We start from the raw sequence: 25,632 nt of genomic DNA on the forward strand, positions 1-25,632 counted from the left end.
ATTCACTCCGCCGCCATGGGCATGGCGGGTGCGGCATGGCGCGCCTTATAGGCGGCGATCCGTTCTTCCATCATGGGCCGGAAATGCCGGATCAGCCCCTGAACCGGCCAGACGCCGCCATCGGCGAGCGCACAGATCGTGTGCCCCTCGATGCGCTTCGTCACATCTTCCAGCACGTCGATCTCATCGATCTCCGCGCGGCCCTCGACCATCCGATCCATCACGCGGCTGACCCAGCCCATGCCTTCACGGCAGGGCGTGCACTGGCCGCAGCTCTCATGCTTGTAGAACTTCGACAGGCGGGAGATGGCGCGGATCAGGTCCGTGGACTTGTCCATCACGATCACCCCCGCCGTGCCAAGGCCAGTCTTGTGCTCGCGCAGCGCGTCGAAATCCATCAGCACGTCGTCGCAGATGTGCTTCGGCAGCAGCGGCGTGGAGGAGCCGCCAGGAATGACGCAGAGCAGGTTGTCCCAGCCCCCCCGCACGCCACCGGCATGGCGTTCGATGAGCTCCCGCAGCGGGATGCTCATCTCCTCCTCCACATTGCAGGGCTTGTTCACATGTCCCTGGATGCAGAAGATCTTGGTGCCGGAATTCTTCGGCCGCCCGAAGCCGGCGAACCAGCTTGCCCCGCGCCGCAGGATCTCCGGCACCACCGCAATGGTCTCGACATTGTTCACCGTCGTCGGCCGGCCATAGAGGCCCACCGCCGCCGGGAAAGGCGGCTTCAGCCGCGGCATGCCCTTCTTGCCCTCGAGGGACTCGATGAGGGCCGTCTCCTCGCCGCAGATATAGGCGCCGGCACCGCGATGCACGTAGAGGTCGAAGGCATAGCCGGAGCCGGCGGCGTTATTCCCGAGCAGTCCCACCGCATAGGCCTCGTCGATCGCCGCCTGCAGGATGAGGTGCTCGTTGTAATACTCGCCGCGCACATAGATGTAGCCCGCCCGCGCATTCATCGCGACAGCAGCCAGCAGGCAGCCCTCGATCAGTGTGTGCGGATCATGGCGGATGATGTCGCGATCCTTGCAGGTGCCGGGCTCCGACTCGTCGCAATTCACGACGAGATAGGAAGGCCGCCCCTCCGGATCGGGCTTGGGCATGAAGGACCACTTCAGGCCCGTCGGGAAGCCTGCGCCGCCGCGGCCGCGAAGGCCGGACTGCTTCACCTCCTCGATGATCCACTCACGGCCCTTGGCGATGAGTCCCGCCGTACCGTCCCAGTTGCCGCGCTTCTGCGCCGCCTGCAGTCCCCAGTGCTGGAGACCGTACAGGTTGGTGAAGATGCGGTCCTTGTCCTGAAGGGCCATCTCAATTGCCTCCCCGGCCCTCAAGCGTGGGCACGTCGAGCAGCGTAAGGGGACCACCCTCCGGCGCGCTGGTTTGCCGCCCGATGGTGCTGCCCGGCGCGGGACGCTCGCCGCGCTTCAGCGCTTCGATGAGCTGAACGGTGCGGTCGTAATCCAGGTCCTCATAGTAGTCGTCGTCCACCTGCAGGATCGGCGCGTTCACGCAGGCGCCGAGGCATTCCACCTCGCTGAGCGTGAACAGCCCGTCATTGCTCGTGTCGCCGTAACCCTTGAGGTGCCCGGCATCCTTGCAGGCACGCAGCACGTCGTCAGAACCGCGCAGCATGCAGGGCGTCGTCCCGCAGACCTGAAGATGGAACTTCCCGATCGGCTTGGTGTTGAACATGAAATAGAAGGTCGCGACCTCGAAGACGCGGATGGGCGCCATGTCGAGACGCTCGGCCACCCTGTCCATGCCGACGCGCGGTACCCAGGCGCTGCCCGTCTGCCGGCCCATCTGCTTCTGCACGATATAAAGCAGCGGAATGACGGCCGAAGCCTTCTTCGCCTCCGGATAGCGCGCGAGGATCTTGGCGATCTGCGCCTCGCTCTCCGCGTCGAACTCGAAGGTCTCCGGCTCGGCGCGGCTGTTCCGCCAATTCGGATCGAGGTGATCGACAGCTGCTTCGGTCACCGGTCGATCTCCCCGAAAACGATGTCGAGGCTGCCGATTACCGCCACGGCGTCCGCCAGCATATGCCCCTTTGACAACACCTCCATCGCCTGCAGATGCGCGAAGCCAGGTGCGCGGATCTTGCACCGGTAGGGGCGGTTGGTTCCGTCGGCCACGAGGTAAACCCCGAACTCGCCCTTCGGCGCCTCCACTGCGGTGTAGGTCTCGCCGGAGGGCACGTGATAGCCTTCCGTGTAGAGCTTGAAGTGATGGATCAGTGCTTCCATCGAACGCTTCATCTCGCTCCGCGGTGGTGGCGTGATCTTGTTGTCCTGCACCTTCACCGGCCCTTCCGGCATCTGGTCCAGGCACTGGTGGATGATCTTCAGGCTCTGGCGCATCTCCTCCATGCGGACGAGATAGCGGTCGAAGCAGTCGCCATGGCGGCCGACCGGGATCTCGAACTCCATCCGGTCATACACGTCATAGGGTTGCTGCCGCCGCAGGTCCCAGGCCATGCCCGAGGCGCGAAGGCAAGGGCCGGAGAAGCCCCATTCCATTGCCTGCTCGGCCGTCATCACGCCGACATCGACGGTGCGCTGCTTGAAGATGCGATTACCCGTCAGCAGCCGGTCCAGGTCGTCGATGAACTTCGGGAAGCGGTTCGCCCACTTGCGGATGTCGTCCGTCAGACCGGCCGGCATGTCCTTCGCCACGCCGCCCGCGCGGAAATAATTCGCGTGGTAGTGGCTGCCCGAAACCCGCTCATAGAATTCCAGCAGGATCTCGCGCTGCTCGAAGCCCCAGAGCGGCGGGGTGATCGCGCCGCAGTCCAGCGCATAGGTCGTGATGTTCAGCAGGTGGTTCAGGATGCGCGTGATCTCGGAGAAGAGCACGCGGATGTACTGCGCCCGCAGCGGCACCTCGATGCCCAGCAGCCGCTCCTGCGACAGCGCGAAGACATGCTCCATGCACATCGGCGAGACATAGTCGAGCCGGTCGAAATACGGCATCGCCTGCATGTAGGTCTTGTATTCGATCAGCTTCTCGGTGCCGCGATGCAGCAGCCCGATATGCGGATCGGCACGCTCCACCACCTCGCCCTTCAGCTCCAGGATGAGGCGCAGCACGCCATGGGCCGCTGGGTGCTGCGGGCCGAAGTTGATCGTGTGGCTCTCCACCTCCACGCGGCGCGTGGCGGGCTCCGCCGGGTTGCCGACGGGAATCGAATCGGAGGTCGTCAGGCTCATGGCTGATTCTCCGCTTCCGGCTTCTCCAGAAGCGATGCGGGCGGCGGCGCGATGCGGTTCAGATGCACCTTCTCGTCGCCCGGAAGGGTGGTGATGCCCTCCCAGGGGGAAAGGAAGTCGAAGTTGCGGAAGTCCTGCTGCAGCTTCACCGGCTCATAGACCACCTCGCGCCGCTCCTGATCGTAGCGGACCTCGACATGCCCGGTCAGCGGGAAGTCCTTGCGGAGCGGATGGCCCTGGAAGCCGTAATCCGTCAGCAGGCGCCGCATATCCTCCAGCCCTTCGAAGGCGATGCCATACATGTCCCAGGCCTCGCGCTCGAACCAGGTAGCGGTCGGCCAGATGGCGGCGACGCTCGGCACCGGGTGCTCCGCATCCGTCGTGGTGATCACGCGGATGCGATGGTTGTGGGTGAGAGAAAGCAGGTTCCACACCACGTCGAAGCGCTCGGCGCGGTCTGGCCAGTCCACACCGCAGATGTCCATGCACTGCTCGAAGGCAAAGCGCGGATCGGTCCGCAGCACAGCCATGACATTGCGCACCGCTTCGCGCTGGATGCGGATTACCAGCTCGGCCCCACGCGCGACGCTCGCCTCGAGCACGACGCCAGGCGGCAGGCTTGCGGCGACCTGCGCGCCGAGTTCGGAAAGGTCAGCCACGAAGGATGGTCCCCGTCCGCCGGATTTTCTTCTGCAACTGCAGGATCCCATAAACCAGCGCCTCGGCCGTCGGCGGGCAGCCCGGCACATAGACATCCACCGGCACGATCCGGTCGCAGCCGCGAACCACGCTGTAGCTCCAGTGATAATAGCCACCGCCATTGGCGCAGCTGCCCATGGAGATCACCCAACGCGGCTCGCTCATCTGGTCGTAGACCTTGCGCAGCGCGGGAGCCATCTTGTTGGTCAAGGTGCCGGCCACGATCATCACGTCCGACTGCCGCGGCGATCCCCGCGGGATCACGCCGAAGCGGTCGAGGTCGTAGCGCGCCATATAGGCGTGGATCATCGGCACGGCGCAGCAGGCCAGGCCGAAGGTCATCGGCCACAGGCTGCCGGTGCGGGCCCAGTTCACCACCTTGTCCAGGTTGGCGACGACGAAGCCCTTCTCCTCCACCTCTCCGGTCACGCCGCGCAGGACAGCATCCTGCTCCGTGCCCGGGGGAAGCGCCTGCTTGTTCCAGGCCAGCTGCCCGACATCCGTTCCAGTGTTGACGCCGCTCATCGCATCGTCCTCCGCGCGTTGCCGCGCGTCATGATTATGCGCGCCGAATCCCCCGAGGGAATCCGGCGCGTCTCGCCACGCAGTGCCGCGCGGCTCATTCCCAGTCCAGCGCGCCCTTGCGCCACTCGTACACGAAGCCGACCGTCAGCAGCCCCAGGAAGCCCATCATCGAGAGGAAGCCCAGCCAGCCGATTCCACCGAGCGACACCGCCCAGGGGAAGAGGAAGGCCACCTCCAGGTCGAAGATGATGAACAGGATGGCCACCAAGTAGAATCGGACATCGAAGCGCCGACGCGTGTCGTCGAAAGGTTCGAAGCCGCATTCATAGGTCGACAGCTTTTCCGGGTCCGGCTTCTGCCGCGCGGCCAGCACGGAGCCGCCCACCATGGCGATGCTGATCGCCGCGGCGATCCCGAGGAAAACCAGGATCGGAAAGTAATTGGCCAGCAACGGCTGGGTCATATTGCCCTCGGAGCTCTCCGGACAGCCGGGGCCACGAACGAGTCCCGGATGCGCCAATTGGCGCTGAGGCGATACCGCAGCGCAACGCGAGCTACATATAGGCAAGGCCCGTCTTCCGCCATAGGGCCGGGACGCGGCTTTGCACAATGAAGCCAGCGTAATCAATGCTTGCGAGCCATTCGCAAGACAATGACAGCGTCTACGCGAACGCCAGCCGCCCTTCCGCCGCAAGCCCCTAACGAAAAACGCCGCCCCGAAGGGCGGCGTTTTGATCACGTCGCGGTGGCGCGAGTGACGGGGCTCGAACCCGCGACCTCCGGCGTGACAGGCCGGCGCTCTAACCAACTGAGCTACACCCGCTCGCGTCGTGGGGGCCGTTTATGGGGTGCGCCCGAACCTGTCAAGCAGCCCTCACGGAAAGACCGCAACCGGCAACAACATGGCCCAGATGGCACGGGTCTCCGCCTGCTTCAGGGCAAGGGCGCGGAGGAAGTCCCGGTCCTCCCGTTCCGCCCGGTCCAGCTCCGCCAGGTCGCGGCGGGCCTGCCGATCGCCCCGCCCTGCGGCGAGGGTGAGCCAGCGGCGGGCCTCCTGCGGATCCTGGCCCATCTCCTCCAGCCCAGTCATGTACAGGCGTCCGAGCGCCCGTTGCGCGCGGAGATCACCGCCATCGGCCGCCCGGCGCATCCATTGCAGCGCCCCATAGGGCTGACGCGGCGTGCCCTCGCCTCCCCGGAAGAGAAGAGCCGCAAGGCGGTACTGGGCGTCCGGCACGCCCGATTCCGCGGCGGCGACCAGCCCGCGCGCCGATTCGCTATGCTCAGGCGTCCTTGGCCGCTTCGGATCTTCGTCCGGCAGCACGGTTCGCGCGGCAGTGGGATGCAGGCTGCACTGGCGGCCCGGCGGGCAGACCACCACACTCGGCCCGTGGCCTTCGCCGGGCTGCCCGCGGCCGGCACAGGCTGCCAGCCCGATCCCCACCGCCAGGACGGCCAAGCGGAGGAGGCGCATCGGCCTCAGTTCACCCGTAGCCGGCCGCCGGTGCCCATCCCGCCGCGCACGTCCTGCGCTTGGTAGTTCTGCAGGGCGACGACCATCTTGTTGTAGGCGTCGACGAAGGCCGCGACCGTCGCCTGCCCCGCTGGAGTCCGCTGGTAGCCGCCCAATGCGCCTCCTACGCCGCCGCCGAAGCCGGCCAGCACCGCGGCGAAATTCGTGGCCGTCGAGGAGCCCTCTGAGGCTGCGATCTGCGTCCCAGCGCGGATGCTGAACACCGAGAGGGTAACCTGGGTGGAGGATTGCGACATGGCCGCGCCGGCCAGCCCCAGACCCAAGCCCGCCCAGCCGCCAACCCCGGCGCCCAGCCCGCTTGTGTCCTGATTGGCAAAAAGGATGGCGGGCTCCATGAAGTAGTCCGCCGCCACGCGCTGGCCACGCTGCATATTCGAGCCGGCGCGGAACTCGCCGCTGTTCCGCATGTCACCGATCATGCCCCGCATCCGGCTCTCGAGCCGGTCATTGCCCATGGCGGTGATGACGAAGCAGTTTGACTGCTGGACGATCAGCCGGACCATCGGCTCGATGGTCGTGATCTGGGTGCGGGCCGTGAAGGGTCCCCACCAGCCCGCCTGCCGCCCGTCGTCGATGGCGATGGTGCCGAGCGTCTCTGGGCAGCGGACCACGCCTCCCCCAACGCTGGTTCCGCCTGCTGCGGCGCCGGTCACCGGGCCGTTGGCCGTACCCTGCTGTAGGCAGCCACCGAGAGCGACCGCGGCCACCGCCGCCAGAAGGCCATTGCGGAACATCATAGAAACCACGCCCCTCGTCTCGGCCGGATTCCCGCCCGGCCCGATGGGCATTTATCCATCATGACTCCGGAAGCGCAACGTTCCGGCCGGCCAGGCAAGCCTCGGCGGGTGGGGCGGAATGGGCGCTGAGGGATTCGAACCCCCGGCATCCTCGGTGTAAACGAGGCGCTCTACCGCTGAGCTAAGCGCCCACTGGATCGTCCAGGGAGGGCCGCGAACCGTCGCGCCTTATCGTGCCCTGAGCGGCCGGACACTATTCAGCAGGCTTTCACGGCGTCAACGGCCAGTGTCCCCTCTGCGCCCCGGGCCGGCACCTATTTGCGGCACGCGGGTCGCCGGGCCACACCGGAACGGAAACGGGGCGCCGGCTTCCGCCGGCGCCCCGCATCATTCTCAACCTGTGCCCCAATCAGTGGGGCAGGCTGGCCCCGGCTGGATCCCCGGCCGCCGGCTTGGTGGGTGTCACCTCCTCCGGCTCAATCCAGTCGATCGCCTCCGGCCGGCGCACCAGGGCCTGGGAGATCACCTCATCCACATGAGCGACGGGGATGATCTTCAGCCCCTTGCTCACGCTTTCGGGAATATCGGCCAAGTCCTTCTCGTTCTCCTTCGGGATGAAGACGGTGCCGACGCCGGCCCGCAGGGCCGCCAGCAGCTTCTCCTTCAACCCGCCGATCGGAAGCACCCGCCCGCGAAGGGTGATCTCGCCGGTCATGGCCACGTCCTTGCGAACCGGGATGCCCGTCAGGATGGAGACAATGCTCGTCGCCATCGCGATGCCGGCGGACGGCCCGTCCTTCGGCGTGGCACCCTCAGGCACGTGGACGTGGATATCCCGCTTCTCGAAGACGGTCGGCTTGATGCCGAAGCTCGTCGCACGGCTGCGGACATAGGACACCGCCGCGGAGACGCTCTCCTGCATCACGTCACCGAGCTTGCCGGTGTGCTTGATCGCACCCTTGCCCGGCAGCAGCACGGACTCGATCGTCAGTATCTCTCCACCCACCTCGGTCCAGGCGAGGCCGGTGACAGCGCCCACCATGTCCTCGGCCTCGGCCTCGCCGTAGCGGAACTTCCGCACGCCGGCATACTTGCCCAGGTTCTCGGCAGTGATCTCAACCGTCTTGGCCTTGCCGGAAACGATCTCGCGCACCGCCTTGCGGGCAAGTCCGCCGATCTCGCGCTCAAGGTTCCGCACCCCGGCCTCGCGCGTGTAGTAGCGCACCAGGTCCCGGACGGCCTCGTCCGTCACGCTCCACTCGCCAGCCTTCAGCCCGTTCGCCTCGGAGACCTTGGCAATCAGGTGGCGGCGCGCGATGCCGATCTTCTCATCCTCGGTGTAGCCAGGGATGCGGATGATCTCCATGCGGTCCAGCAACGGCTGGGGCATCTTCAGCGAGTTGGCGGTCGTGATGAACATCACGTCCGACAGGTCGTAGTCGACCTCCAGGTAGTGGTCGGCAAAGGTGGCGTTCTGCTCAGGGTCCAGCACCTCCAGCAGGGCCGAGGACGGGTCACCACGCCAGTCGGCGCCGAGCTTGTCGATCTCGTCCAGCAGGAAGAGCGGGTTGGAGCTCTTCGCCTTCTTCATGCCCTGGATGACCTTGCCCGGCATGGAGCCGATATAGGTCCGCCGGTGGCCGCGCACCTCCGCCTCGTCCCGCACGCCGCCGAGCGACATGCGCACGAAGTTACGGTTCACCGCCTTGGCGATTGACTTGCCGAGCGAGGTCTTGCCGACACCTGGCGGGCCGACGAGGCACAGGATCGGACCGCGGATCTTCTGGCTGCGCGACTGCACCGCCAAGTATTCGATGATCCGTTCCTTGACCTTGTCCAGGCCATAGTGGTCGGCATCAAGCACGGCCTGCGCGGCCTCCAGGTCGATGCGCACCTTGGTGCGCTTCTTCCAGGGGATGGTGAGCATCCAGTCGAGGTAGTTGCGCACAACAGTGGCCTCGGCCGACATCGGCGACATGCCGCGCAGCTTCTTCAGCTCGCCCATCGCCTTCTCGCGCGCCTCGGTCGAGAGCTTGGTGGCCTTGATCTTGGCCTCCAGCTCCGCGATCTCGTCCTTGCCTTCCTCGCCCTCGCCTAGCTCCTTCTGAATGGCCTTCATCTGCTCATTCAGATAGTACTCGCGCTGGGTCTTCTCCATCTGCCGCTTCACGCGGTTCCGGATGCGCTTCTCGACCTGAAGAACGCCGATCTCGCTCTCCATATGAGCGAAGACCCTCTCCAGCCGCTCCGGCACGCCCACGGTCTCCAGAAGCTCCTGCTTCTCTGCGATCTTGAGGTTCAGATGGGCCGCGACGGTATCAGCGAGCTTCGCCGGCTCCTCGATCTGGTTGATCGAGACCAACACCTCGGGCGCAATCTTCTTGTTGAGCTTGATGTAGCCCTCGAACTGGCCGACCACCGAGCGGCTCAGCGCCTCGACCTCACGCGGCTCCGGCGAGGTCTCCTCGATCGGCTCGGCGAAGGCCTCGAAATGCGTGCCGGTCTCTTTCCAGCCAACCACGCGCGCGCGGCGGCCGCCTTCGACCAGTACCTTCACCGTGCCGTCGGGCAGCTTCAGCAGCTGCAGCACCGTGGACACGGTGCCCACATCGAACAGGTCGGTGGCTTCGGGATCGTCCTGGGCGGCGTTGCGCTGGGCGAGCAGAAGGATCTGCTTGTCCTCCCGCATCACCGCCTCCAGCGCGCGGACGGATTTCTCCCGTCCGACGAAGAGCGGCACGATCATATGGGGGAACACGACGATGTCGCGTAGGGGAAGGACGGGCAGCGCCTCGCCGCGAACCAGCTCAGCTTCAGAATCCGCCATGGGGACCTCACTTGGACAGTCGGTGCGGAAACGCCCCGATTGGGCACGTCCCCGTCACCACGGGTAGGAACCCTATCTGGTGTCGAGGAGGCTTTCCCACAACGGCGGGACCATCCACCCAGACCAACGGGGGTATGCAAGAAAAGTGCCCCTGATGCCCATCGGCATCAGGGGCGGGCCGCCCCGATCAGGCGCTAGTCTGCTCCGCGGGCCGTTCACCATAGATGAACAGCGGCTGGGCCCGGTTCTCAGCCACCTCCTTGTTCACGACCACCTCCTCCACCTCGTCCAGACCGGGAAGGTCGAACATGGTGGAAAGCAGGATGCTCTCCATGATGGAACGCAGGCCGCGCGCGCCGGTTTTGCGCTGGATGGCGCGGGTGGCCACCGACTTTAGCGCATCCTCCGTGAAGGTCAGCTTCGTTCCCTCCATCTCGAAGAGGCGCTGGTACTGCTTCAGCAGCGCGTTCTTCGGCTTGGTGAGGATTTCGATCAGCGCCTTCTCGTCCAGGTCCTCGAGCGTCGCGATCACCGGCAGGCGGCCGATGAACTCGGGGATCAGGCCGAACTTCAGCAGGTCCTCGGGTTCCACCTCGCGGAGGATGGCCCCAGCCCGGCGCTCGTCCGGACCGCGGACCTCGGCGCCGAAGCCGATGCCCGATCCCTTTCCCTTGGCCGCGATGATCTTCTCGAGCCCAGCGAAGGCGCCGCCCACGATAAAGAGGATGTTCGAGGTGTCCACCTGCAGGAACTCCTGCTGGGGATGCTTCCGGCCACCCTGGGGCGGCACGGAGGCCACCGTGCCCTCCATGATCTTCAGCAGCGCCTGCTGGACGCCCTCTCCCGACACGTCGCGCGTGATCGAGGGGTTGTCCGACTTGCGGCTGATCTTATCGACCTCGTCGATATAGACGATGCCGCGCTGCGCCCGCTCCACGTTGTAGTCCGCGGACTGAAGCAGCTTGAGGATGATGTTCTCCACATCCTCCCCGACATAGCCAGCCTCGGTCAGCGTCGTGGCGTCCGCCATGGTGAAGGGAACGTCGAGGATGCGGGCCAGGGTCTGGGCGAGCAGCGTCTTGCCCGAACCGGTGGGGCCCACGAGCATGATGTTGCTCTTGGCGATCTCCACCTCGCCGGTCTTGGCGCCATGCGCCAGCCGCTTGTAGTGGTTGTGCACGGCCACGGAGAGCACCCTCTTGGCGTGCTCCTGCCCGATGACGTAGTCATCGAGGACCTTGCAGATCTCCTTGGGCGTCGGAACCCCATCGCGGGACTTCACGAGGTGCGTCTTGTGCTCCTCGCGGATGATGTCCATGCACAGCTCGACGCATTCGTCGCAGATGAACACCGTCGGGCCGGCGATGAGTTTCCTGACCTCGTGCTGCGACTTGCCGCAGAACGAGCAGTAGAGGGTATTCTTGGAATCGCCGGACTTGCTCATATGCGCTCCTCGCCTCTGGCCGGCCCGGATGGCGCGCCAGAGGCGTCAAGAAGGCAGAATAGCCCCCCTCCCCCCTCGGGGGAAGCATGGGACATAAATGTGACGGCAGCGCCGCCCCTGCGGCCGGAACACAACACGAACCAACCGGGGCGGCACATGCCCATCAGGGGCGCGGCCCCTCAACGGCCGGTGCGGCCACGGCGGCCCCAGCAGGGAGCTTGGCCACCACCTGGTCGATCAGCCCGAAGGCTTGCGCCTCCTCAGCGGACATATAGGTGTCGCGCTCGAGCTTGCGCTCGATCTCCTCAACCGGCTGGCCAGTATGGGTGACATAGATCTGGTTCAGGCGCTTCCGGAGGTCGAGGATCTCCCGCGCCTGGATCTCGATGTCTGTCGCCTGGCCCTGGGCACCGCCGGAGGGCTGGTGGACCATGATCCGGCTGTTCGGAAGGGCGAAGCGCTTGCCCTTCTCCCCGGCCGTCAGCAGCAGCGAGCCCATGGAAGCCGCCATGCCGAGACAGACGGTAGAAACGGGGCTGCGGATATACTGCATGGTGTCGTACATCGCGAGGCCGGCCGAAACCACGCCGCCCGGGCTGTTGATGTAGAAGGCGATGTCCTTGTTGGGGTTCTCGCTCTCCAGGAACAGCAGCTGGGCACAGATCAGGGACGAAACCTGATCAAAGACCTGCCCGGTCAGGAAGATGATCCGTTCCTTCAGCAGGCGCGAATAGATGTCGTAGGCGCGTTCCCCACGGGCGGTCTGCTCGACCACCATGGGAACCAGGGAATTATTGTAAACTTCCACTGGATCGCGGTCGACGAATACAGAGCGTGTCATTGTTTATCCTTCCCCGCCGGCGGAGAAGTGCGCTCCCGTTGGCATCGCCCGGATGAGTGCCCGGCAAAGCCGCGACACCCTCCCGGCCCCCTTCGCCGGCAAAAATTCCAACCCCAAGATGGGGCAACCCGCCCCCCCGCGAAAGGGGGGCGGGGCCGGATTCAGGTTCAGGCTGGAGCCAGCTGGCCTCAGGCCGCCTGGAGCTCGGCCGGCGTCACGGTCGTGTCCGTCACCTTGGCCAGCTCCAGCATGAAGTCCACGACCTTTTCCTCGAAGATCGGCGCGCGGAGATTCTCCAGCGCCTGCGGGTTCTTCTGGAAGAATTCGAAGACCTGCTTCTCCTGGCCCGGGTAGCGGCTCGCCTCCGTCCGCATGGCCTGGAACAGCTCGTCCTGGCCGACCTGGATGTTGTTGGTCCGTCCAATCTCGGAGAGCAGCAGGCCCAGCCGGATGCGCCGCTCGGCGATCTTCCGGTAGTCGGACTTCAGCGTCTCCTCGTCCTTGCCGGCGTCCTCGGCGTCCAGGCGACCGGCCTTGCGGTCCTCCTCCACGCGCGCCCAGATCTGCCCGAACTCGGCCTCCACCATGCCCTCCGGCACGGCGAAATCGGCCCGCTCGGACAGTTGGTCGAGCAGCGAGCGCTTCACACGCAGGCGGGTCAGCCCGTCATACTCGCGCTGAATGGAGTTCTTCAGCTCCTCGCGGAGCTTTTCGACGCTCTCCAGGCCCAGGGACTTGGCGAACTCGTCATCGGCCGGGGCCGCAGCGCGGGTCTTCAGCGCCTTGGCCGTGATCTCGAACTCGGCCGGCTTGCCGGCCAGCTCGGCGGAGCCATAGCCCTCGGGGAAGCTCACCCGCACCTTGCGGGTCTCGCCGGGGCGGATGCCCTCCAGGCCCTCGGTGAAGCCGGGGATGAAGCCCTCGCCGCCCACCTCGATCGGCATGTCATTGGCGGTGCCACCCGGGAAGGGCTCGCCGACGGTGGCCTCGTCACCCTCACCTTCGATCAGCCGGCCGACGAAATCGGCCACGACCACGTCGCCCTTCGTCGCCGGCCGCTCCTCGGTCACATCCTCGAGCTTGGCGTTGCGGGCGGCGAGGCCGTCCAGCGCCTTCTGCACCTCCTCGTCGGAGGGCTCGGCGCGCGGGCGGTCCACGGCGATCCCGGAGAAGTCCGGCATCGGGATCTCGGGCAGAACCTCCATCTCGATGTTGAACTGCAGGTCCTTGCCATCGGTAAAGTCGCCGACGAGCTCCACCTTCGGCTGCAGGGCCGGGCGCAGGCCGCGGTCGGTCAGCAGCTCGCGCGTGGCGGTCTGCACCTGCTCCTCCAGCACCTCGCCGGTCACGGCGGTGCCGTAGCGCTTCTTCACCACCGACATGGGCACCTTGCCGGGGCGGAAGCCCGGGATGCGCAGGTCGCGGCCGAGGGCGGCGAGCCGCTTGTCGCGCGTCGCATCGATCTCCGCCGCCGGCACCAGCACCGAAAAGGCCCGCTTCAGCCCCTCGGCCGAGAGCTCCGTCACCTGCATTCGCTTAGTTCCACATCCAGGACATTCAGGACGGCGCCAGGCCACTTGGTGCGGGCGGAGGGATTTGAACCCCCACGGCTTGCGCCACTGGAACCTAAATCCAGCGTGTCTGCCAGTTCCACCACGCCCGCCTCGCGCGGCGCCGAAGTGCGCGGCCTTAGCGCAACGGAGCCGTCTTTCCAAGCGGCGGCCGCATCAGCCCTCGCCGAGTCCCGCCGCGAGGGCCCCGGGTAGCCCCGCCAGCACGTCCTCCGCAATGGTCCCAGGCCCCGGCGGCGCGGCCTCGCCCTGCAGCCAGACGGCGGCGCAGGCAGCCTCGAAGGGGGGCATCTTCTGGGCGAGCAGCCCGCCCGCGATCCCGGCCAGCACATCCCCCGTGCCTGCGGTGGCCAGGCTGGGCGGCGCGTTGTGGTTGATGGCGGCGCGCCCATCCGGCGAGGCCACAACTGTATCCGGCCCTTTCAACACCACCACCGCCCCGATCCGCCTGGCGGCCCCCCGCGCCGCCGCCAGCCGGTCCGGTCCGGCCTCCCCGAACAGCCGCGCGAACTCCCCGGAATGGGGGGTGACGATCGCGGCGCCCCGCAGCGCGTCCGGCTCCCCGGCGCAGGCCCCCAGGGCCCCGGCATCGGCCACCACCGCCCGCCCCGCCGCCAGGGCGCCGGCCAGCAGCCCCCGCGTTTCCCTGTCCGGCGGGAGCCCCGGGCCGATCACCCAGTGTCCCCGCCGCGCATCCTCCAGCAGCGGCGCCACCGGCGGCCCGGCAACGATTGCGCCCGGCTCACCAGTCCGGAAGGCGGCGGCCGCCGTCTCCGATGCGGCCGCCAGGGTCACCAGCCCGGCCCCCGCACGGCGCGCAGCCGCCGCCGCAAGCCGCGCCGCGCCCGGCATGGCGCCTCCCGCCACCACCACATGCCCACGCTTGTATTTGTGGCTCTCCGCCCCCGGCTGCGGCAGGCGCCACAGTCCCGGCGCGTTCCGGAAGCTCCGCTCCCCCTCGCCGGCCAGCGCGGCATCGAGTGCCGCCGCCGGCAGCCCGATATCGGCCAGCACCAGGGCACCGCAGAGCAGCCGGCCCGGCAAAAGCAGATGCCCCGGCTTCAACCGCGCGAAGGTGACAGTGAGCTTGGCGGGAACCACCTCCCCCAGAGGCTGCCCGTTCGCACCGTCCAGCCCGCTCGGCACGTCCACAGCCAGAACCGGCCCGCCCGCCGCCCGCAGCATGGACAGCGCCTCCACGGATAGCGGCCGCATGGGCGCCGCGCCCAGCAGCGCGTCGATCACCAGCCCCGCCCGCGCCGCTTCCTCGGGTGCGAAGGGCAGCACCGGCCCCCGCCACCGCGCCGCCGCCTCCGCGGCCGGTCCGCCCGGCCGGGGCGGTGCCATCACCGCCACGGCGACCGGCCAGCCCGCCTGCTGCAGCAGCCGCGCCGCCACATAGCCGTCCCCGCCATTATTGCCCGGCCCGGCCAGCACGAGGGTCCGGCAGGGACGGAAGCGGGCCACCGCCGCCCGTGCCACCGCCCGCCCCGCCGCCTCCATCAGGACCGGGACCGGCACGCTGGAGGCCACATCGGCCCGGGCCATGGCAGCGGGGGAGAGAAGATCGAGCGGCCACCGGTGCCGCGTGGCGTTTTCATCCATGGGGGAAATGCTAGCCTCGCCGCAGCGCGGGAATCGCATCCATGCTTCTCGCGGCCAAGGGATGCGGCAAAGACCACCTGGGGGAGAAGACGTCATGGCACGTGAACGCTCGTTGCAGGAACTCTATGCCCAGGATCCCGAGCGCGCCGATGCGCTTGCCTTCGGCCGCCGGGGCGCGCTGAAGGGCACGGCCCTCGCCGCCATGGGCGCCGCCCTCGGCGCCACCATTCCCTTCGCCGCGCGAATGCCCGGCGGCCTCCTCCCCGCCGCCCTCGCCCAGACCGCCGGCGGCACTCCCACTCTCCGGATGGACGGCAAGGCCCCGCTCATCCTGCTCGGCGAGCGCCCGTTGGTGGCCGAGACCCCGGAAGCAATGCTGGATGACGACGTCACCCCTATCGACAAGTTCTTCATCCGCAACAATGGCCAGATCCCCGAACGCTTCGCTGCCGATCCGAAGACATGGCGCGTCAAGATCGAGGGCGAGGTGAACACCCCGCTTGACCTCACCTTGGGCGAGCTCGAAAGCCGCTTCGAGGTGGTGACCCTCCGCCTCCAGATGGAATGCGGCGGCAATGGACGCGCCGCCTTCGCGCCCGAAACCCGGGGCAACCAATGGGGCAACGGCGCCATCTCCAATGGCGAATGGACTGGTGTTCGCCTGCGTGACGTGATCCGCGCCGCCGGCCCGAAGGACACCGCCCGCTTCACTGGCCATTTCGGGGCGGACCCGCATCTCTCGGGCGATACTTCTCGCCCCGCCATCAGCCGCGGCATGCCCATCGCCAAGGCCATGGAGGACACCACCCTCATCGCCTTCCGCCTGAACGGGCAGCCTATCCCACAGATCCATGGCTATCCCCTGCGCCTGATCACCCCGGGCTGGCCGGGCAGCCTCTCCCAGAAGTGGCTGAACCGGATCGTGCTGCGCCCCACGCCGCATGACGGGCCGGGCATGGGCGGCACTTCATACCGCGTGCCGGTGAAGCCCATCGTGCCCGGCAGCAGCAACAACGGCGCCGATTTCGTGGACATCGCCTCGATGCCCGTGCGTGGCCTGCTGACGAACATCGCCCATGGGACGCGCATGCCCGCGGGCACGCGGCGGCTCGACCTGCGCGGCCATGCCTGGGCCGGGGACAAGACGGTGCGCGCCGTGCATGTCTCCACCGATTTCGGTGCAAGCTGGGCCGAGATGAGGGTGAACGAGGCGCCCAACCGCCATGCCTGGCAGCGCTGGCAGGGCGCGGTCGAACTGCCCACGGACGGCTATTTCGAGCTCTGGACCCGCGCCACCGATAGCGACGGCCGGATGCAGCCCCATGCTGCAGCCAACTGGAACCCGCAGGGCTACGCCGCCAATGCCATGGCGCGGACGGCGATCCTCGTCGGATGAGTCTGTCTACCACGGAGAAAACGGCCCTGGGTGCGATTTGCGCCCTGGGCCTCCTCGTCCTGGCCTTCGACTATCCTGCAGGCCGTACCCCGCGCCAGGCGGAGGCGCCGCCGCCCACCCCCTATGCCCTGGCTACGGCCGAGGCCGATGCCCGCGCCGCCACGGCCCGCGCCGAGGCGGACCGCGCCCGCAGCGAGCGCGAGGCCACAGCCAAGGCCGAGACGGAGCGCCTCGCCGCCGTGCAGAATCCGGGCGAGACGGAGGACATCCTTCCCGCCGGGCATGGGCGGGAGGAGGTCTTCGCCCGCTGCACCGCCTGCCATAGCACCGCGATCATCCGCCGCAGCGGCTTCTCCCGAGACCGCTGGGACGAGCTGATGGATTGGATGACGGAGAAGCAGGGCATGGCACCATTGGAGGGCGATATCCGCACCCTGGTGGTGGACTACCTGGCCCAGCACTTCCCGCCGCGCCGGTCGCCGCGTAATGCCAACCCCTTCCTCAACTGATCCGGTCTAGGCTGCCTCTCGAATCGAGCGGGGAGGCAGGCATGGCCTTCGTGGTGGCGGTGGCGCAGCGGAAGGGCGGGGCGGGGAAATCCACGGTCGCCGCCAACCTGGCGGTGGCGCTGGTGGCATCCGGCGCCCGCGCCGCCTTGTTGGACACCGACCCGCAGGCGACGCTCACCCGCTGGCACGGGCTGCGCGGCGAAGCGGCGCAACGGCTTCCCTTCGAAAGCCCCTCCGGCTGGCGGGTCCCCCAGGCGGTGGACCGGTTCCGGAAGACGATGGACTTCATCGTCCTCGACACGCCGCCCCATGCCGATACCGACAGCCGCATCGCCATGCGCGCCGCCGACCTCGTGCTGATACCTCTCCAGCCCTCCGTTCCCGACCTCTGGGCCATGGAGGCGACGCTGGAGGTGGCGGCGGCCGAGCGGCGCCCGGTCGCCCTGATGCTCAACCGCGTCCCGGCCCAGGGCCGCGCGGCGCAAGAGGTGGCGGCCACGCTCGTCTCGCGGAAGCTCCCCCTCCTCCCGGCGCCCTTCGGCAACCGCACCGCCTTCGCCGCCGCCTTCGCGGAGGGGCTGGGCGTGGTGGAGGCGGCCCCACGCGGCCAGGCCGCCGCCGAGGCCCGCGCCCTGGCCGAGGCCATCCGCCAGGAAAGCGCCTGACCGCCAGGGTCAGCGCGCCTTCGAAATCTCCTGCCGCCAGATCGCCAGCCCGGCCCCCACCAGCACCAGGAAGCCGGCCAGGTCCCAGCCATCCGGCACCTCGCCCCAGAGCATCACGCCCAGCGCCGTGGTCCAGAGAATGGCCGAATATTCGAAGGGGGCGACCAGCGTCGTGTCCTCCGCCCGGTAGGCCGCCGTCATCAGCAGCTGCGCCACCACCGAAACCAGGCCCACCACCGCCAGCAGCGCCCATTGCAGGGGCGTCGGCCAGATCCAGACGGGCAATGCCGCCACCCCCGCGACGACAGCCGCGCCGATGGCAAACCACAGCACGATGGTGATCCCCGCCTCCCCCGCCTCGCCCATCCGGCGGATGGAGATCATGGCATAAGCCCAGCCGAGTGCGGCCAGCAGCACCCCCGCCACCGCGCCCAGATCCATCGTCCCGGACCCACCCGGCTGCAGCATCATCAGCACGCCCAGGAAGCCGACCACGACCACCGCCAGCCGGCGCCAGCCCACCCGCTCCCGCAGGATCAGCACCGAAAGGGCGGTCAGGAAGAGCGGCATGGTGAAGTTCAGCGCCGTCACCGCCGCGAGCGGCAGATGCGCATAGCCGTAGAAGGAACCGTACATCCCCAACAGCCCGCCCAGCAGCCGCTCCAGGTGCCGCCAGGGGTGGCGCGTGCGCAGCGCCGATTTCAGCCCGCCGCCCGCGGTCCAATGCGCCAGCAGCAGCAGCGGCGGCAGGGCCAGGGCATTGCGGAAGAACACCACCTCGGAAAGCGGAATTGCCCCCTCCAGCGCCTTCACCGCCGCCGCCGAAAGGGCGAAGAAACCGGCCGAGCCGGTGACGCAGGCGATCGCCCGGATGCGCGCGGCGCGCTGGCCCGGCGGGACCGGGGAAGACGGGGCATTCATGAAGGGAAGGTCTTCGTGTGACGGCCGCGCCATTCTCCGTCGCCACGCGCGCGCTGCAAGGCCGGGCCCGGCCGAAGCCGGTGATTTCAAGATTGCGCCTTCCGCTGTAGCCTCCGCGCCGCATGACAGAGCAAAACGGCGCGGCCCCCCCGCCTTCCACGAGCCGGCCGGCCATGGCCCCGCCCATCCCGCCCCACCCCCTCTACGCCCCGGAGTCGGACGAGGTGGTCTGGCATGGCCGCTTCCCGCTGCAGCGCGTGTGCTTCCGCTATCGCAAACGCGACGGCAGCCTCTCCGGCCTCCTCACCTGGGAGATCCTGCGGCGCGGCCAGGGCACGGTGATCCTGCCCTGGGATCCGGTGACCGACCGCATCGCCCTGATCGAGCAGTTCCGCCTCCCTGCCCTGGCCGCCGGCGAGGAGCCGCGCATGACGGAGCTGCCCGCCGGTCTGGTCGAGACGGGCGAGGACCCGGCAGAGACCGCCCGCCGCGAGCTGGAGGAGGAAACCGGTCTCGCCTGCACCCGCATCATCCCCATGGGCATCTTCCTCCTCATGCAGGGCGGGAGCGACGAGCGGGTGCATTTCCAGCTCGCCCAGGTCTCGCTCGAAGAAGGCGCCAAGCTCTCCGGCGGCCTTCCCTCCGAGAATGAGGAGACCATCGTCAACGTGGTGGACGCCGCCGAGGCCTTCGCCATGGTCGCCGACAACCGTATCCGCAACGCCCCAGCAGCGCTCGCCCTGCTCTGGCTGCAGGTGAACCACGCCCGACTCAAGGCCGAATGGACCCAGTGATGCAGACCACGCCCCTGTTCCGCGAAGACGCCTATGCCGAGGGCAATGCCGCCGTCGTGCTCGAATCCTCCGAGGCCGGGGTGATCCTAGACCGCAGCGTCTTCTATCCCCGCGCCGGCGGCCAGCCGGGCGACACCGGCGCCCTTCTCTGGGAGGGCGGCGAAATGCCCGTTGCCGACACGGTGAAATCCCCGGACGGCTCCGCCCTGCACGTCCCGGCGCCCGGCGCCGCCATCCCACCCGCCGGCGCCAAGGTGACGGCGAAGCTCGACTGGACACGGCGCCACCGGCTCATGCGGATGCACACCACCCTGCATCTTCTCTGCGCCGCCATGCCAGGCATCTACGCGACCGGCAATCAGATCGGCGCCGAGAAGTCCCGCCTGGACTTCGACCTGCCCGAGCCCCCCGCCAAGGAATGGGTGACGGAAAAGCTCAACGAGTTAGTCTCCGCCGATCACCCGCTCGGCGAGCGCTGGATCACCGACGCGGAGCTGGACGCCAATCCCGGCCTCGTCCGCACCCTCTCGGTCCAGCCCCCGCGCGGCGCCGGCCAGGTCCGGCTGGTGCGGATCGGCCGGGAGGACGCGCCCATCGACCTCCAGCCCTGCGGCGGCACCCATGTCCGCCGAACCGGGGAGATCGGCCGGGTGGAGGTGATCAAGATGGAAAGCAAGGGCAAGCAGAACCGGCGCATCCACATCGTGCTGGCGGAGGAAGCGAAGTGAACGATCTCGTCCCGACCGAATGGCTCGCCGCCGAACTCGGCAAGCCCGACCTGGTGGTGCTGGACTGCTCCCTCGTCCTGCCGGGCGAACCAGGCGACAAGCGCGCCGGCTTCAGCGAGGCCCGCATCCCTGGCGCCCGCTACTTCGACATCGACACCTTCGCCGATCCGGACAGCGACCTGCCGCACATGGTCCCGACCCCCGCGCGCTTCGCCAAGCTCGCGGGCTCGCTAGGCATCTCCAATGACAGCCGTGTCGTCTTCTACGACCAGTCCCACGGGCTGCGCGCCGCCGCGCGCGGCTGGTGGCTGATGCGGCTGATGGGGCATGAGGCGGCCTTCGTGCTCGATGGTGGCCTGCCCAAGTGGAAGCGCGAGGGCCGTCCCACCGAATCCGGCGAGCCCCCAGCCCCGCCCGTCGCCACCTTCACCCCGGATTTCCGCGCGGACCGGCTGCGCGGTATCGGCGACATAAAGCGGATCGTGCGCCAGGGCGGCGGCGAGGCGCTGATCCTCGATGCCCGCTCCGCCGGCCGCTTCGGCGGCACCGCGCCTGAGCCCCGCGCCGGCCTGCCCGCCGGCCATATGCCCGGCGCCGCCAACATCCCCTTCACCGAGCTGCTGGCACCGGACGGCACCATGCTTCCGCCCGAGGCCCTGCGCGCCCAGTTCGAGAAGGCCGGCGTCGACGGCGAGCGTCCCGTCATCCTCTCCTGCGGCTCCGGCGTCACCGCCTGCGTGCTGGCCCTCGGCCTGGTCCGCGCCGGGCTGCCGGAAGGTGCCGTCTATGACGGCTCCTGGACAGAATGGGCACTCCGCCCCGAAACACCCAAGACCACTTCCGACATCGCCAAGGACCACGCCTGATGGCCGACCAGCACGACAAGTCCCTCGGCTTCGCCACCCGCATGTCCCATCACGGGCGCGCGGGTGCGAAGGCGCATGGCTTCGTCAACCCGCCCGTCCATCGCGGCTCGACCGTCCTCTTTCCTGATTGCGAGTCCCGCAAGGCGGCGGCGAAGCAGCGCTACGAGCAGGTGCTCACCTACGGCACCGCCGGCGGCCCCACCCACCACATGCTCGAGGACATGATCGCCGAGATCGAGGGCGGCACGCGCTGCGTCATCGTCGGCACAGGCCTCGCCGCCTGCATGGTCCCGCTGCTCGCCTATCTGAAGGCGGGCGACCACTGCCTGATGCCGGACAGCGTCTATGGCCCGGCGCGTAACCTGGCCGAGGGGCTGATGAAGGGCTGGGGCATCGAAACCACCTTCTACGAGCCCGCGGTGGACGAGGCCGGAATGCGCGCCCTGATCCGCGCCAACACGAAGGTCGTCTATACTGAGAGCCCGGGCAGCCACACCTTCGAGGTGCAGGATATCCCTGCCATCGCCCGCGCAGCCCATGCGGCCGGCGCCAAGGTGCTGATGGACAACACCTGGGGCTTCCACAACTTTCAGCCATTCGCCCATGGCGTCGATGTCTCCATCCAGGCGCTGACGAAATATGCGGCCGGCCATTCCGATGTGCTGCTCGGCAGCGTGACGGTGAACACGCCGGCGGACTGGCTGATCGTGAAGGACGCCGCCAACCAGCTCGGCCAGTTCGCCAGCGCCGATGATTGCTGGCTCTGCCTCCGCGGCCTTCGCACCCTTCCCGTCCGGCTGAAGCAGCAGGCGGAGAACGGCCTCGCCGTCGCACGGTGGCTGGAGACCCGCCCGGAGGTGCTGCGCCTGCTGCACCCGGCCCTGCCCTCCCATCCCCAGCACGCCCTCTTCACCCGGGACTTCGCCGCACCCTGCTCCCTCTTCGGCGTGGTTCTGCGGCCGCGCTACACCGAGGCGGATGCGGAAGCGGTGGTGGATGCGCTCGCCCTGTTCGGAATCGGCGCCTCCTGGGGCGGCTATGAGAGCCTTGCTCTGCCCACCGCGCCGTCCATCACCCGCACCGCGGGGGACCCGGCGCTCGGCGGACCGGCCATCCGCCTCCATATCGGGCTGGAGGACACGCAGGACCTGATCGCGGATCTCGCCCAGGCCCTCGACCGTCTTCCGCACTGAGGCCGGGCGTTGCGGAGGGGGCGGTGCCGAAGGGCACCGCAGGTGACGCGCGGCGCGCGTCACCTGTCAGGCGGCCGCGCGCTCCAGCGGTCGTGATGCCTTCTCCTCGCGCTCGGCCTGACGCCCCAGGACGTAGCCGGTGGCAGCCCAGCTCGCGGCGATACCGGCTCCCACCACCATCGCCGCAAACGGGCTGCTGGAGATCGCGTCGATCCCGGTCTTGATCCAGGAACTGACAGCGTCGCCGCCGCGATAGACCACCGTGTCGATGGCGTTCTTCGCCTTGTACTTCGTCTCGGCATCGACGGTGGTGAACAGCATCTCCCGCCCCGGCCGCACCAGCGCGTATTCGCCGACGCGGCGCAGGACCATCACCACGACCAGCACGCCGAAGGTCGGCGCCAGCGCCAGCGCGCCGAACCCGACCGCCATGCCGAGCGGGACCGCCGTGAGCAGGATGCCGACGCCGAGCTTGCGCGTCAGCCGGCCTGTTACGAAGACCTGGATCAGGATGGTCAACGTCTGCACCACCGCGTCGATGGTGCCGAAGACCTGGGTCTGTTGAACACGGCTAGGGAAGGTGGCGCGCACCAGCCGCGCCTGCTCGAAGTAGAGGAAGGTGGAGACCGAGGCGAGCAGGATGACGAACAGCGCGATGCCCAGCATGTAAGGCGAGCGCAGCACCAGCGTGAGCCCCGCAACGATGCTGCCGCGCATGGCGCGGTCCGCGCTCTCGCCGGTCGGCATCGCCTTCCAGCCCTGCCGGGCGCGCCAGCGGAACAGCCAGGCCGCGCAGAGCAGCGTGCCCAGCAGCATCGCCGCGGACAGGAACAGCAGCCCCGCGAGGCCCATCGGCGCCACCAGCACCGTGCTGAGCAGCGGCCCGGCCAGTCCGCCCAGACTCGCGCCGGCAGCGATCTGCCCGAACAGGCGCTTCGCCTGCTCCGGCTCGAACACGTCCGCCATCACGCTCCAGGCCAACGAGATCACGAACAGGTTGAACACGGACAGCCAGACGTAGAAGACGCGGCCGGCCCAGACATCCTCCGGATCAATCAGCAGCACGAAGCCGAAGCCGATCAGGGTAGCCGCCGAAACGCCGTAGCACACAGCCAATAGCAGCCGGCGGGGGACGCGGTTGCTGAGCCAGCCATAGACCGGGAGCACCACCAGCGTTGCCAGGAAGGTGGCAAGGAACAGCCATTGCAGGTTGTTGACGCCACCGGCGATGCCGAAGGTCTCACGGACGGGGCGCAGCATGAAATAGCTGGCAAAGAGGAGGAAGAAGAGCAGAAATCCCACCAGGACCGGAAGAAGCTCGCCCGGCGCCGCGACGAGCACCCGACCGATCCAGCCGCGATCCTCCAAAGGCCGCGGCCCAGAGGCAGTTGTGCCCCTGGGCGCGTCAGAGCGCATCGATGAACTGCTCCATCCGCCGCCGCATCGCCGCATCCGGCAGCCGGCCCTGCGCGGCCTTGATGTTGTCATCGACATAGCGGGCCTGGGCCATGCCCGGCACGGCGCAGGTCACCGCCTCATGCGAGACGATGTATTTCAGCATGAACTGCGCCCAGTTGGTGCAGTCGATCTCCGCCGCCCATTCCGGCAGGGGCTTGCCCTGAGTGGCACGGAACACGCTGCCGCGGCCGAAGGGCAGGTTGATGAACACCGCCATGCCCCGCTCCTTCGCGAGCGGGATGATCCGTTCCGCGGCGTTGCGGTTGTCCAGCGCATAGTCGATCTGGATCGCATCGAGCGTCTCGCGCCGCATCATGGCCTCGAAGGCCTCGTATTGCCGGTCGAAGGAGGTGGTGGCGCCGACATAGCGGATCCGCCCCGCCGCCTTCAGCTCCCGCAGGGTCGCGAGCTGGTTGCTGATGTCACGCAGGTTATGGACGGCGAACAGGTCGATCCGGTCGGTCCGCAGGTTGCGGAAGGACTGCTCGATCTGTGCCCGGCCGTCCTCCTTGTTGTCGGCGCCCACCTTGGTGGCGATGAACAGGGCGGGACGGATGTTCAGGTCCGCGATCAGCCCGCCCATGATCGCCTCGGCATTGCCGTAGGAAGGCGCGGTGTCCAGAACCGTGCCGCCCAGGGCATGGAAGCGGCGGAAGGTCTCGCGCAACGGCGTGATGTCCTCCTCCGTCTTCGCCTCCTCGTAACGCCTGGCGGAACCCAGGCCGATGATCGGGATCATCTCGCCGGAGGAGGGGATCGGCTTGCGGATCAGCGCCGCCTGTTGCGCGGCGGCCCCCCGTGCAAGGGCGGCGGCGCTCAGCCCGGCCCCGACGCCGGCAAGCAGGGTTCTGCGGGTGGCGTGCATCTCGTCTCCCCGGAAAAGCGCCGCGCGTCATGCCGGCCGCGGAATGCGGCGCAGGGCGGCGGCTCGACGTTCAATGGGGAATGTTGCGCGATCCGACAGGGGGGCGATACGGGCTGCCCACAATTTATGGCGAAAATGTCACGCGGCGGCGCAGTCGCCGCAGGTCCCCTCCACCTCCACCGTGGCGCGGATCGGGCTGAACCCGGCGGCCCGCGCGGCGGCGGCCACGGCTGCGGCCACCGAATCGTCGGACAGCTCAGCCGTGCGGCCGCAGTTACGGCAAATCAGGAACTGGTGGGGATGCTCGTGGTCATGCCCATGCCCCGCCTCAACACAGGGGATGAAGGCGTTCAGCCGCTCGATCCGGTGGATCAGTCCCTGGGCCAGCAGGAAATCCAGCGCCCGGTAGACGGTGGGCGGGGCCGCGCCCGGGCGTTCGGCGCGCAGCCGGTCCAGCAGCGCATAGGCGCCCACCGGCTGGTCGGCCTCCAGCACCATTTCCAGCACGCGCCGCCGCAGCGGGGTGAGCTGCGCGCCACGCCGCAGGCAGCCCTCCTCCGCCTCCCGCAGCGCCGTTGCGCGGTCGGCCAGCGGGGTGGGCTGGGAATGGTCGTGCTGATGGTCGCCTTGGGGCATCCGGTCCTCGAAGGTGGCGCGCGGAGGACGCCGGCGCCGGCCCTGCCTATATAGGCCCCATGCCCACGCCTCCCAACCTACCCGCCAAGCCTCTCCCTGAGCGCCCCGCCGGCCTGCCCGCCTGGCACGCCCCCTCCCCCGAGGCCCGCGCCCGCTTCCTCGCGGCGCTCAGGCCCGATGCCAACGGACTCGTCGCCGCAATCGCCCAGGCCCATGGCACGGGCGAGGTGCTGATGATGGCCTGGATGAGCCCGGAGGCGGTGGAGGAGACGCTCGCAACCGGCCGGGTCACCTATTACAGCCGCTCCCGCCGCGCCCTCTGGCGCAAGGGGGAGACCTCCGGCCAGGTGCAGCACCTGATCGACCTCCGGCTGGACTGCGATGGCGACGCCCTGCTCGCCACCGTCCACCAGGACGGCGTCGCCTGCCACACCGGCCGCCGCTCCTGTTTCTCCTGGGGACTGAAGGAAGAGGCGGTGCAGCCGCTCGAACCTGTCCTCGCCGATCCCGCGGCGCTTTACGGCACGGCGCATTGAAGCGGCGGCGCCGCGCCGGTTGACGCTGCCCCCGGCGCTGGCGCTTGCTCCCAACCCAAAGCTCAGA

Annotated in this window: 25 protein-coding genes and 3 tRNA genes; 8 read left to right on the forward strand and 20 right to left on the reverse strand. The window is 68.4% G+C overall.

Annotated features, from left to right (window positions below):
* Positions 1 to 2: 2 nt before the first annotated feature.
* The 16 genes from nuoF to GSE44_RS08850 all read right to left on the reverse strand — a co-directional run bounded on the left by nuoF (position 3) and on the right by GSE44_RS08850 (position 14,998).
* Positions 3 to 1,313: an NADH-quinone oxidoreductase subunit NuoF gene (gene nuoF / locus GSE44_RS08775; RefSeq protein WP_159348425.1), complete on the reverse strand. Its 1,311-nt coding sequence runs from the start codon at positions 1,311 to 1,313 to the stop codon at positions 3 to 5.
* A 1-nt stretch (position 1,314) separates the two neighbouring features.
* Positions 1,315 to 1,986, reverse strand: a complete 672-nt coding sequence (locus GSE44_RS08780) for a complex I 24 kDa subunit family protein (RefSeq protein ID WP_159348426.1) — start codon at positions 1,984 to 1,986, stop codon at positions 1,315 to 1,317.
* Complete coding sequence (locus tag GSE44_RS08785; RefSeq protein ID WP_159348427.1) at positions 1,983 to 3,215, reverse strand: NADH-quinone oxidoreductase subunit D; 1,233 nt, start codon at positions 3,213 to 3,215, stop codon at positions 1,983 to 1,985. The genes GSE44_RS08780 and GSE44_RS08785 overlap by 4 nt, the downstream gene beginning before the upstream one ends.
* Entirely contained in the window at positions 3,212 to 3,874 is a 663-nt protein-coding gene (locus tag GSE44_RS08790; RefSeq protein WP_235924649.1) for an NADH-quinone oxidoreductase subunit C, read from the reverse strand. Before GSE44_RS08790 ends, GSE44_RS08785 begins: the two co-directional genes overlap by 4 nt.
* On the reverse strand, positions 3,867 to 4,439 hold the full coding sequence (locus GSE44_RS08795) for a NuoB/complex I 20 kDa subunit family protein (RefSeq protein WP_159348429.1): 573 nt from the start codon (positions 4,437 to 4,439) through the stop codon (positions 3,867 to 3,869). Before GSE44_RS08795 ends, GSE44_RS08790 begins: the two co-directional genes overlap by 8 nt.
* A gap of 94 nt (positions 4,440 to 4,533) precedes the next feature.
* The gene (locus tag GSE44_RS08800; protein WP_159348430.1) at positions 4,534 to 4,902 is read right to left on the reverse strand and encodes an NADH-quinone oxidoreductase subunit A; all 369 of its coding nucleotides are present in this window, start codon (positions 4,900 to 4,902) and stop codon (positions 4,534 to 4,536) included.
* Positions 4,903 to 5,185: 283 nt separating this feature from the next.
* A tRNA-Asp gene (locus tag GSE44_RS08805) sits at positions 5,186 to 5,262 on the reverse strand.
* A gap of 51 nt (positions 5,263 to 5,313) precedes the next feature.
* A complete protein-coding gene (locus GSE44_RS08810; RefSeq protein WP_159348431.1) occupies positions 5,314 to 5,913 on the reverse strand; it encodes a tetratricopeptide repeat protein in 600 nt (199 codons plus the stop codon).
* A 5-nt stretch (positions 5,914 to 5,918) separates the two neighbouring features.
* Positions 5,919 to 6,761 (reverse strand): hypothetical protein, encoded by an 843-nt coding sequence (locus GSE44_RS08815; RefSeq protein WP_235924650.1) that lies wholly within the window; start codon positions 6,759 to 6,761, stop codon positions 5,919 to 5,921.
* Between the two features lie 68 nt (positions 6,762 to 6,829).
* Positions 6,830 to 6,901, reverse strand: a tRNA-Val gene (locus GSE44_RS08820).
* A gap of 218 nt (positions 6,902 to 7,119) precedes the next feature.
* Entirely contained in the window at positions 7,120 to 9,537 is a 2,418-nt protein-coding gene (gene lon / locus GSE44_RS08825) for an endopeptidase La (RefSeq protein WP_159348432.1), read from the reverse strand.
* A 187-nt stretch (positions 9,538 to 9,724) separates the two neighbouring features.
* On the reverse strand, positions 9,725 to 10,981 hold the full coding sequence (gene clpX, locus GSE44_RS08830; RefSeq protein WP_159348433.1) for an ATP-dependent Clp protease ATP-binding subunit ClpX: 1,257 nt from the start codon (positions 10,979 to 10,981) through the stop codon (positions 9,725 to 9,727).
* A gap of 163 nt (positions 10,982 to 11,144) precedes the next feature.
* The gene (gene clpP / locus GSE44_RS08835) at positions 11,145 to 11,822 is read right to left on the reverse strand and encodes an ATP-dependent Clp endopeptidase proteolytic subunit ClpP (RefSeq protein ID WP_159348434.1); all 678 of its coding nucleotides are present in this window, start codon (positions 11,820 to 11,822) and stop codon (positions 11,145 to 11,147) included.
* Positions 11,823 to 12,010: 188 nt separating this feature from the next.
* Positions 12,011 to 13,354 carry a trigger factor gene (tig, locus tag GSE44_RS08840; RefSeq protein ID WP_159348435.1) on the reverse strand — a complete coding sequence of 448 codons (1,344 nt, stop codon included), beginning with the start codon at positions 13,352 to 13,354 and terminating at the stop codon, positions 12,011 to 12,013.
* A 46-nt stretch (positions 13,355 to 13,400) separates the two neighbouring features.
* A tRNA-Leu gene (locus GSE44_RS08845) sits at positions 13,401 to 13,485 on the reverse strand.
* Positions 13,486 to 13,549: 64 nt separating this feature from the next.
* On the reverse strand, positions 13,550 to 14,998 hold the full coding sequence (locus tag GSE44_RS08850; protein WP_201305988.1) for an NAD(P)H-hydrate dehydratase: 1,449 nt from the start codon (positions 14,996 to 14,998) through the stop codon (positions 13,550 to 13,552).
* A gap of 94 nt (positions 14,999 to 15,092) precedes the next feature.
* Between GSE44_RS08850 and GSE44_RS08855 the strand changes: the two genes are divergently transcribed.
* The 3 genes from GSE44_RS08855 to parA are packed head-to-tail and all read left to right on the forward strand — an operon-like array spanning position 15,093 to position 17,568.
* A complete protein-coding gene (locus tag GSE44_RS08855; protein WP_159348436.1) occupies positions 15,093 to 16,394 on the forward strand; it encodes a sulfite oxidase in 1,302 nt (433 codons plus the stop codon).
* Positions 16,391 to 16,903 carry a hypothetical protein gene (locus GSE44_RS08860; protein WP_159348437.1) on the forward strand — a complete coding sequence of 171 codons (513 nt, stop codon included), beginning with the start codon at positions 16,391 to 16,393 and terminating at the stop codon, positions 16,901 to 16,903. Before GSE44_RS08855 ends, GSE44_RS08860 begins: the two co-directional genes overlap by 4 nt.
* 41 nt (positions 16,904 to 16,944) lie before the next feature.
* Entirely contained in the window at positions 16,945 to 17,568 is a 624-nt protein-coding gene (parA, locus tag GSE44_RS08865) for a ParA family partition ATPase (RefSeq protein ID WP_159348438.1), read from the forward strand.
* A 9-nt stretch (positions 17,569 to 17,577) separates the two neighbouring features.
* Here parA and GSE44_RS08870 read toward each other — a convergent pair whose 3' ends face one another.
* Positions 17,578 to 18,489, reverse strand: coding sequence for a DMT family transporter (locus GSE44_RS08870; RefSeq protein WP_159348439.1), 912 nt, complete (start codon positions 18,487 to 18,489; stop codon positions 17,578 to 17,580).
* Positions 18,490 to 18,662: 173 nt separating this feature from the next.
* Here GSE44_RS08870 and GSE44_RS08875 point away from each other — a divergent pair, with 173 nt between their 5' ends.
* From GSE44_RS08875 to metC, 4 genes are read left to right on the forward strand one after another with little or no spacing between them, the layout of a single operon-like run.
* Positions 18,663 to 19,283, forward strand: a complete 621-nt coding sequence (locus GSE44_RS08875; protein WP_235924651.1) for an NUDIX domain-containing protein — start codon at positions 18,663 to 18,665, stop codon at positions 19,281 to 19,283.
* Positions 19,283 to 20,011 (forward strand): alanyl-tRNA editing protein, encoded by a 729-nt coding sequence (locus GSE44_RS08880; protein ID WP_235924652.1) that lies wholly within the window; start codon positions 19,283 to 19,285, stop codon positions 20,009 to 20,011. Before GSE44_RS08875 ends, GSE44_RS08880 begins: the two co-directional genes overlap by 1 nt.
* On the forward strand, positions 20,008 to 20,877 hold the full coding sequence (locus GSE44_RS08885; RefSeq protein WP_159348442.1) for a sulfurtransferase: 870 nt from the start codon (positions 20,008 to 20,010) through the stop codon (positions 20,875 to 20,877). Before GSE44_RS08880 ends, GSE44_RS08885 begins: the two co-directional genes overlap by 4 nt.
* Positions 20,877 to 22,070 carry a cystathionine beta-lyase gene (metC, locus tag GSE44_RS08890; RefSeq protein WP_159348443.1) on the forward strand — a complete coding sequence of 398 codons (1,194 nt, stop codon included), beginning with the start codon at positions 20,877 to 20,879 and terminating at the stop codon, positions 22,068 to 22,070. The genes GSE44_RS08885 and metC overlap by 1 nt, the downstream gene beginning before the upstream one ends.
* 66 nt (positions 22,071 to 22,136) lie before the next feature.
* Here the strand turns inward: metC and GSE44_RS08895 are convergent, their stop codons facing one another.
* From GSE44_RS08895 to GSE44_RS08905, 3 genes are all read right to left on the reverse strand, one after another.
* Positions 22,137 to 23,411, reverse strand: a complete 1,275-nt coding sequence (locus GSE44_RS08895) for an NTP/NDP exchange transporter (RefSeq protein ID WP_201305990.1) — start codon at positions 23,409 to 23,411, stop codon at positions 22,137 to 22,139.
* 64 nt (positions 23,412 to 23,475) lie between these two features.
* Positions 23,476 to 24,393 carry an aldo/keto reductase gene (locus GSE44_RS08900; RefSeq protein WP_159348445.1) on the reverse strand — a complete coding sequence of 306 codons (918 nt, stop codon included), beginning with the start codon at positions 24,391 to 24,393 and terminating at the stop codon, positions 23,476 to 23,478.
* A gap of 138 nt (positions 24,394 to 24,531) precedes the next feature.
* Positions 24,532 to 25,029 (reverse strand): Fur family transcriptional regulator, encoded by a 498-nt coding sequence (locus GSE44_RS08905; RefSeq protein WP_159348446.1) that lies wholly within the window; start codon positions 25,027 to 25,029, stop codon positions 24,532 to 24,534.
* Positions 25,030 to 25,088: 59 nt separating this feature from the next.
* Between GSE44_RS08905 and hisI the strand changes: the two genes are divergently transcribed.
* Positions 25,089 to 25,565 (forward strand): phosphoribosyl-AMP cyclohydrolase, encoded by a 477-nt coding sequence (hisI, locus tag GSE44_RS08910; protein WP_159348447.1) that lies wholly within the window; start codon positions 25,089 to 25,091, stop codon positions 25,563 to 25,565.
* Positions 25,566 to 25,632 lie beyond the last annotated feature (67 nt).

This window comes from Muricoccus harenae (genome assembly GCF_009848505.1).
Taxonomy (GTDB): Bacteria; Pseudomonadota; Alphaproteobacteria; order Acetobacterales; family Acetobacteraceae; genus Roseomonas; species Roseomonas harenae.

Excerpts from the sequence above, each read along its gene's own strand:
- GSE44_RS08875 (WP_235924651.1), top strand. The coding sequence starts at position 18,663 with ATGGCCCCGCCCATCCCGCCCCACCCCCTCTACGCCCCGGAGTCGGAC.
- parA (WP_159348438.1), top strand. The coding sequence starts at position 16,945 with ATGGCCTTCGTGGTGGCGGTGGCGCAGCGGAAGGGCGGGGCGGGGAAA.
- hisI (WP_159348447.1), top strand. The coding sequence starts at position 25,089 with ATGCCCACGCCTCCCAACCTACCCGCCAAGCCTCTCCCTGAGCGCCCC.
- GSE44_RS08880 (WP_235924652.1), top strand. The coding sequence starts at position 19,283 with ATGCAGACCACGCCCCTGTTCCGCGAAGACGCCTATGCCGAGGGCAAT.
- GSE44_RS08870 (WP_159348439.1), bottom strand. The coding sequence starts at position 18,489 with ATGAATGCCCCGTCTTCCCCGGTCCCGCCGGGCCAGCGCGCCGCGCGC.
- GSE44_RS08850 (WP_201305988.1), bottom strand. The coding sequence starts at position 14,998 with ATGGATGAAAACGCCACGCGGCACCGGTGGCCGCTCGATCTTCTCTCC.
- GSE44_RS08900 (WP_159348445.1), bottom strand. The coding sequence starts at position 24,393 with ATGCACGCCACCCGCAGAACCCTGCTTGCCGGCGTCGGGGCCGGGCTG.
- GSE44_RS08855 (WP_159348436.1), top strand. The coding sequence starts at position 15,093 with ATGGCACGTGAACGCTCGTTGCAGGAACTCTATGCCCAGGATCCCGAG.
- GSE44_RS08815 (WP_235924650.1), bottom strand. The coding sequence starts at position 6,761 with ATGCCCATCGGGCCGGGCGGGAATCCGGCCGAGACGAGGGGCGTGGTT.
- GSE44_RS08795 (WP_159348429.1), bottom strand. The coding sequence starts at position 4,439 with ATGAGCGGCGTCAACACTGGAACGGATGTCGGGCAGCTGGCCTGGAAC.
- nuoF (WP_159348425.1), bottom strand. The coding sequence starts at position 1,313 with ATGGCCCTTCAGGACAAGGACCGCATCTTCACCAACCTGTACGGTCTC.
- GSE44_RS08810 (WP_159348431.1), bottom strand. The coding sequence starts at position 5,913 with ATGCGCCTCCTCCGCTTGGCCGTCCTGGCGGTGGGGATCGGGCTGGCA.
- clpP (WP_159348434.1), bottom strand. The coding sequence starts at position 11,822 with ATGACACGCTCTGTATTCGTCGACCGCGATCCAGTGGAAGTTTACAAT.
- GSE44_RS08785 (WP_159348427.1), bottom strand. The coding sequence starts at position 3,215 with ATGAGCCTGACGACCTCCGATTCGATTCCCGTCGGCAACCCGGCGGAG.
- clpX (WP_159348433.1), bottom strand. The coding sequence starts at position 10,981 with ATGAGCAAGTCCGGCGATTCCAAGAATACCCTCTACTGCTCGTTCTGC.
- tig (WP_159348435.1), bottom strand. The coding sequence starts at position 13,354 with ATGCAGGTGACGGAGCTCTCGGCCGAGGGGCTGAAGCGGGCCTTTTCG.
- metC (WP_159348443.1), top strand. The coding sequence starts at position 20,877 with ATGGCCGACCAGCACGACAAGTCCCTCGGCTTCGCCACCCGCATGTCC.
- GSE44_RS08800 (WP_159348430.1), bottom strand. The coding sequence starts at position 4,902 with ATGACCCAGCCGTTGCTGGCCAATTACTTTCCGATCCTGGTTTTCCTC.
- GSE44_RS08860 (WP_159348437.1), top strand. The coding sequence starts at position 16,391 with ATGAGTCTGTCTACCACGGAGAAAACGGCCCTGGGTGCGATTTGCGCC.
- GSE44_RS08905 (WP_159348446.1), bottom strand. The coding sequence starts at position 25,029 with ATGCCCCAAGGCGACCATCAGCACGACCATTCCCAGCCCACCCCGCTG.
- lon (WP_159348432.1), bottom strand. The coding sequence starts at position 9,537 with ATGGCGGATTCTGAAGCTGAGCTGGTTCGCGGCGAGGCGCTGCCCGTC.